The organism is Bacillus sp. 05T22, from assembly GCF_056396765.1.
Window position 1 is genome coordinate 1 of the sequence record NZ_JBFTMC010000180.1, and the last position, 5141, is coordinate 5141.

Sequence of the window (5141 nt, forward strand, 5' to 3'; positions counted from 1 at the left end):
CCTAAATCAATAAATCAATACCGGATAAATTTACATTCGGTTGTTTAATCATTGTTTTTGCGTACAAATCCATTACAAGAATATTAGATCCTGTTTGAGTTAATGCTTTCTTCAGCCCTTCAGACCCTAATTCATAATTCCCTACTTTTTGTTCTTGAGCGGTCGTTTCTTGTGCAAATGCATGAATAGTGTTACCGGTAGTAGCAGTGATAACCGTTGCCAGAGTGGCCAAAGTCAACACTTTAAATGGAAATTTCTTCATATCTATTCTCCTCCTTAGTCTTTCGATAGATTCTTATAATCTTTGTAGATTTCAAAAACATAATATTAAAATTTATAAACTTGTTCTTCAAGGTAACTTGTTACATTTTTTAATTGTCTTAATGTATCTTTTTGAGACTGCTGGTCAGTTGTATCAACATTAGTAGATAATTTTGTAATATTATTTTTGATTAGATTCAAATCTTCTTTATAGCGTTTCATTAGGTCAAGTTCTACATCCACTTGATTTGCAAACGTATGCAAATCATTTTGCATAAGAAGAAGCATKGATTTTTGTAAATCTGCTAYTTTTAGGTTYTTTGTTAAATCATAAAATTTTTGGTTTTGTGTCTCTAAATCAGCTAAATGTGCTCGTTGCTCTGCTGTTAGTTTATTTACTTCAGCGAAAGCACTATATGTTTTTTTAATTTTTTCAGGGTCAATAACTTTCGTAAGGTCATACTCTTTCGTTTTTGTAACTGCAGCTGCAGCTATTTCAGCTTGTTTGCTTTTCTCAATTTCTTCACGAGCAGCTTTTTTGGCAGCTTCAATCTCTAGAGCAGATTTCCCTTTTTCTGTCGCTTCTTTCTCTGCTTTTTTCTCTGCTTCTAAAATAGAGTTGTTAATTTCTTTTCCTTTGTTATACGCTGCCACCGCTGTTTGAGCAGCAGGTTCAATGATATCTTTTGAAAGGTTATAGACTTCTTTGAATATAACAAACCCTTGTTCATTTAAAGCTCCTGGTAACAATGCGATTTGTTGTAAATCATTTTGAATTGATTTTTGGGTATTTAGTAATTCATTTTTTAGCTGGTCGATTTTCCCTGTTCCATCTGAACTTAGGGCAACCTGCGCTTTTGTCACATCAGTATCGAGATCTTTAAGTTTCGTATCAAGCTGTAATTTAAGATCTGTTAATTCATTAATTTGACGTTGTACGTTGTCTTGGTTCGTCATAGCCATGTCTTGAAGAACTTCAAGTCTATCTAAAAATCCTTCTTTATCTTCTTTAGTGTCTACAAACGCTTTTAATGTTGGATAATAGCTATTAAATTTAGTTACAAATCCTTTACTTTTTGCATTTAATAGAATTAATTTTGGATAAAGTTCCGTTGACCATTCGTTCATATCTTTCTTGATTAGATCTTGGTTCGTATTTAAAGATGGAACTTCTGCAAGCTGTACATTAGGACTCATTAAAGCTTGATCTATATATGTTTGGATTAATTTCGATTGTGCACCTAATTTTCGTAATGATGAGGAAATATCCGTGTTCTCCTGTTGCGTTTCTGCTTGAACGATTGGTGTTGCGAGAGTATTGATAGGAATACTCGCCCCAGTTACAATGGATGTTATTAAAAATCCTTTAATTATTTTATTTTTCATTCCGAACACCTCTTTACTATTGTCTTTTTACAATCTTATACATACATCTTGAACGCTCTAACGATAGGCTCTTTTCTTGCACACTCTTGAGGAAGGAGAAGTCTTTCAGATAGAGTGTTAAACTCTCGTTATTATTTACTTCTCATAGAATGTAAGGACCTTACTTCCTCCTCATTTAAAAGTAAACTATAAAATTTCATCACCTATATCTGAATTAGCTTCCAAATGAATAGTATAAATATTTATGTTTCTCTGGAATTGCTGCTTGACTTGCAGGAGCCCAGATAGATAAATTCATTGCTCCTACAGCTAACCCTGCCATGACTTTTTTTGATAGTAATTTCATAATATCCCTCTTAGTTTTGTCGGTAAGAGCCCTACAAGATTACAAAAGATGAAATTATACTGTACATTGCTTATACTTTCACCTCGGAATAAAATAAGATCATTTTTGCTTTGTAGAAACTTAGAATTCTATTTTTTACAAATAAGATGTTTTTTTGATTCTAAATTATTACCAAACAAAATTAACTGAGTATTATGAAAATAAACTTGACATGATGTTACTTGCAACTTTAATTGCACTTTTATTAGTACAACCTTCTCCTCCTCTTAGTGGTCATACCAATTACACCTTTATTAAAACATTAAACTTTCAATGCGTAAATAGTAGAATTTTGTCGATTATATTCAATAATTTAGTTATTGAATATTAATGCAAGTGGAAATATTATACTTCTAAAATTATTGTTTAATATTATTTAAGTAATTATAATAGTTACAACTTGATATATCCGAGTGAAAAATAACTATTTGAATATTTAAACAATACTTGATTATTTTTTAATATAATTTAATCACACTCTGTATATTTATCCCCTTTATTTAGATATGCAAAATTACATATCCGAATAAAGGCTTAAATAAGATGTGCTCTTATAAATAGCTAGCTGTAGAGAAAGAAAATTTTTTGTTTACACGGAGTTATGGTGCAAAAAATTATTTGATAGAGACATAGAACCTACACGGTTCTGGTACAAAAAATACGGTTCTGGTGCGAAAACTTCAAGATAATTGCAAGTAATCTCTAAATCTTGGACATACTGATACTATTACTCTAAAAAAGGTGCGTGAATGGAACCTACTATAACACGAGGATGAGCATGAGTAATTTCAGTATATCTTTTTATCATTTTTACTTCTTTTATAAAATCAAACTCAGTATATAGTAGTATAAAAGCCAATGGTGCTATTCTCATTATTGCACCATTACCATTATCGAACTCAGCTTTCCCGTTACCCAGTAAAATGTCGTCTCGTCTAAACTTGTACTCCTCTTTCAATTAAATCATTGCATATAGTAGCCCATGATGGTACAACCATCATGAGTCTCTACTTTTAAACAAATGATTCATTTTTTATCAACTTCAAATAAATTCTCTTCACCTGTATGTTTACAAGAGCTTTATCGTTTTCATACATATATAAGCTTATAAAGTTACTATAACCCCTTGCGCTTACTTAGCATCGTGAGTAAAATCATTTTACCCAACATTAACTTAATCTCCATCTAACAGTTAAAATATTCTTTTAAAAACACATAAAATGCTGGCCAAGTTTCCTTTAACTCTCCGCTTAAAAGTAGCTCATCTCCACCTTCAAAATTAACCGAGTAAACTTTATCAGTTACACTATCAAGTACTAGTACGGCATTTGCTGACATTTCACTTAAAACTAGATACTTTTTAGGAAATCCATGTTCATTTCGAGCAATAATTGTGTATGATTCAATACTATTCTCTTCATCTACAACATCTAGTAACTCGTAAGGAACGTGTTCTTCCCAAAAAGGTCCTGCATACCGATAATAAAATTCTCTGAATGTATCAGATACTTCTACACCTAGGTTAGTTAATGTCTCCTTCACTTTATTCTTATCTTCACGTTTATAAATATCTTCTTCAAGAGCTTGGTCTAATTTATCAGGCAAAGCATTCATTGTAATCCCCTCCAGTTTTCCAATAATTTACATAATCTACTTTTTGGAGTGCTCTTCTTATTGGCTCATCCATGCGATAAAATGGATTTAACTTCCCTTTATACGGATGTAATGGTGCCCTTTTGGCATTACTAATGTTATGAGACCTAGTCGATGTTTCAAATAATGGACCCACTCCTTTTTGTTGCGAATGATGTAACGTTGCAACACTACCCGCATTATCAAGGATAGGTGCTAAACCATACTTAGCAGCTGCTTCTGCATTTGTTAATCCACTCCCTTTGTTCGAACCATATTCCAATCAATATCTCCTCTTTGATAGACTTTATAACTAAAGCCTTTTCCTTCTTTACCTGCATTATACTCTACACTTCTAGTAAAATAAGTATTACTTTCATAATCTTTAAGGTGTCGATAAGTGCTATCATCTCCTGTACCCTTAGCAAGCGAAGCCTCAAGCTCCTTAATCTCATCATTGATCCTCTTACTACTGTCTGCATGATGCTTATTAACCCACTTGGTAACCTTTCCTGGGCTCACCGCCTTGCTTCCCTGCCAATACACCGTTTCCAGCTGGTTCATAGCCTTTTTGAGGGAAGCTAATATATAATCTACAACCTCGGCCATTCTTGCGCTAAACTGATACATCTTGTGATTTCTATTTTTTAACATAATCAATTAAATTATGAGACAACTCTTTTCTTTTAGCTACCCTTCCCCAATCATTTTGTTCTGTCCTTCTGTAACCATTAAATTTTTCTTTTTTTGTTTTTTATCCATAGAAAAAAGACCTATTTCTCTTACTAAATGGAATAAGCCTTCTATATATCAGCTTCTATATCATTTTTAATACTTGTTCCTTCACACTTTCGTCAAACTTAGCTCCTTCTACATTTGCTCCCTTCCAAACCACATTATCAAGTTTGGCACCGGTAAAATTCGCATCCGTAAAATTCCCCTTTAAAAGGGTCGCTCCTGTTAAATCTGCATTTGTTAAATCTGCATTTCTAGCATCTACTTCTGATAAATTTGCATCTTCTAAATACGCTTTTTCAAAGTTACCTTCTGTAAGATTCGCGCTGCTAAAATCCATTCCCGTACAGTCGGCCTGTTTTGCATCAATTCTATATAAATTCGCATGGCAAAAAGTAGCATGATTTAAAATTGTTCCAACTAATTCTCCATATGAAAAATCAACTTCATCAAAACAAGTCTCGAAGCAACTACTTATATTTATCTTTGCATATTTCATATTTGCTTTAGAGAAATCCGCTTCGCCAAACCTACAATCTGCAATGTGTATTTCCTCTAAATTACAACTTCTGAAATCAGCCAACTCAAAATCACAATCAGAAAACGATGCTCTCATTAATGAAGAAGCCCTTAACATGACCCGTTTTGCCATAATACGATCTCCCATTACCTCTGACAGGTCTGAAAAAGTAAGGTCCAAATCACTCATATCTAACTGATCTATAACCTCATCATTGTATTG

At 32.8% G+C, this 5141-nt stretch carries 6 protein-coding genes and 2 pseudogenes; all 8 read right to left on the reverse strand.

From position 1 onward, the window contains the following. Nucleotides 1-10 precede the first annotated feature (10 nt). A pseudogene (locus AC1DIT_RS27025) lies at nucleotides 11-262 on the reverse strand (HBL/NHE enterotoxin family protein); the annotation flags it as partial. 65 nt (nucleotides 263-327) lie between these two features. Further along, complete coding sequence (gene hblC, locus AC1DIT_RS27030) at nucleotides 328-1647, reverse strand: hemolysin BL lytic component L2 (protein ID WP_476998547.1); 1320 nt, start codon at nucleotides 1645-1647, stop codon at nucleotides 328-330. 214 nt (nucleotides 1648-1861) lie between these two features. After that, complete coding sequence (locus AC1DIT_RS27035; protein ID WP_016115408.1) at nucleotides 1862-1993, reverse strand: hypothetical protein; 132 nt, start codon at nucleotides 1991-1993, stop codon at nucleotides 1862-1864. Between the two features lie 787 nt (nucleotides 1994-2780). Then, nucleotides 2781-2942 (reverse strand): annotated as a pseudogene (locus tag AC1DIT_RS27040) (ADP-ribosylglycohydrolase family protein); the annotation flags it as partial. 275 nt (nucleotides 2943-3217) lie between these two features. Beyond that, a complete protein-coding gene (locus tag AC1DIT_RS27045) occupies nucleotides 3218-3646 on the reverse strand; it encodes an SMI1/KNR4 family protein (RefSeq protein WP_016115409.1) in 429 nt (142 codons plus the stop codon). Beyond that, nucleotides 3630-3947 carry an HNH/ENDO VII family nuclease gene (locus AC1DIT_RS27050; protein ID WP_016133086.1) on the reverse strand — a complete coding sequence of 106 codons (318 nt, stop codon included), beginning with the start codon at nucleotides 3945-3947 and terminating at the stop codon, nucleotides 3630-3632. Before AC1DIT_RS27050 ends, AC1DIT_RS27045 begins: the two co-directional genes overlap by 17 nt. Next, nucleotides 3914-4186, reverse strand: coding sequence for a hypothetical protein (locus AC1DIT_RS27055; protein ID WP_249922735.1), 273 nt, complete (start codon nucleotides 4184-4186; stop codon nucleotides 3914-3916). Before AC1DIT_RS27055 ends, AC1DIT_RS27050 begins: the two co-directional genes overlap by 34 nt. Before the next feature lie 295 nt (nucleotides 4187-4481). After that, the coding region (locus AC1DIT_RS27060) for a pentapeptide repeat-containing protein (protein ID WP_476998548.1) at nucleotides 4482-5141 on the reverse strand (660 nt) is incomplete at its 5' end.

Excerpts from the sequence above, each read along its gene's own strand:
- AC1DIT_RS27045 (WP_016115409.1), bottom strand. The coding sequence starts at position 3,646 with ATGAATGCTTTGCCTGATAAATTAGACCAAGCTCTTGAAGAAGATATT.
- AC1DIT_RS27035 (WP_016115408.1), bottom strand. The coding sequence starts at position 1,993 with ATGAAATTACTATCAAAAAAAGTCATGGCAGGGTTAGCTGTAGGAGCA.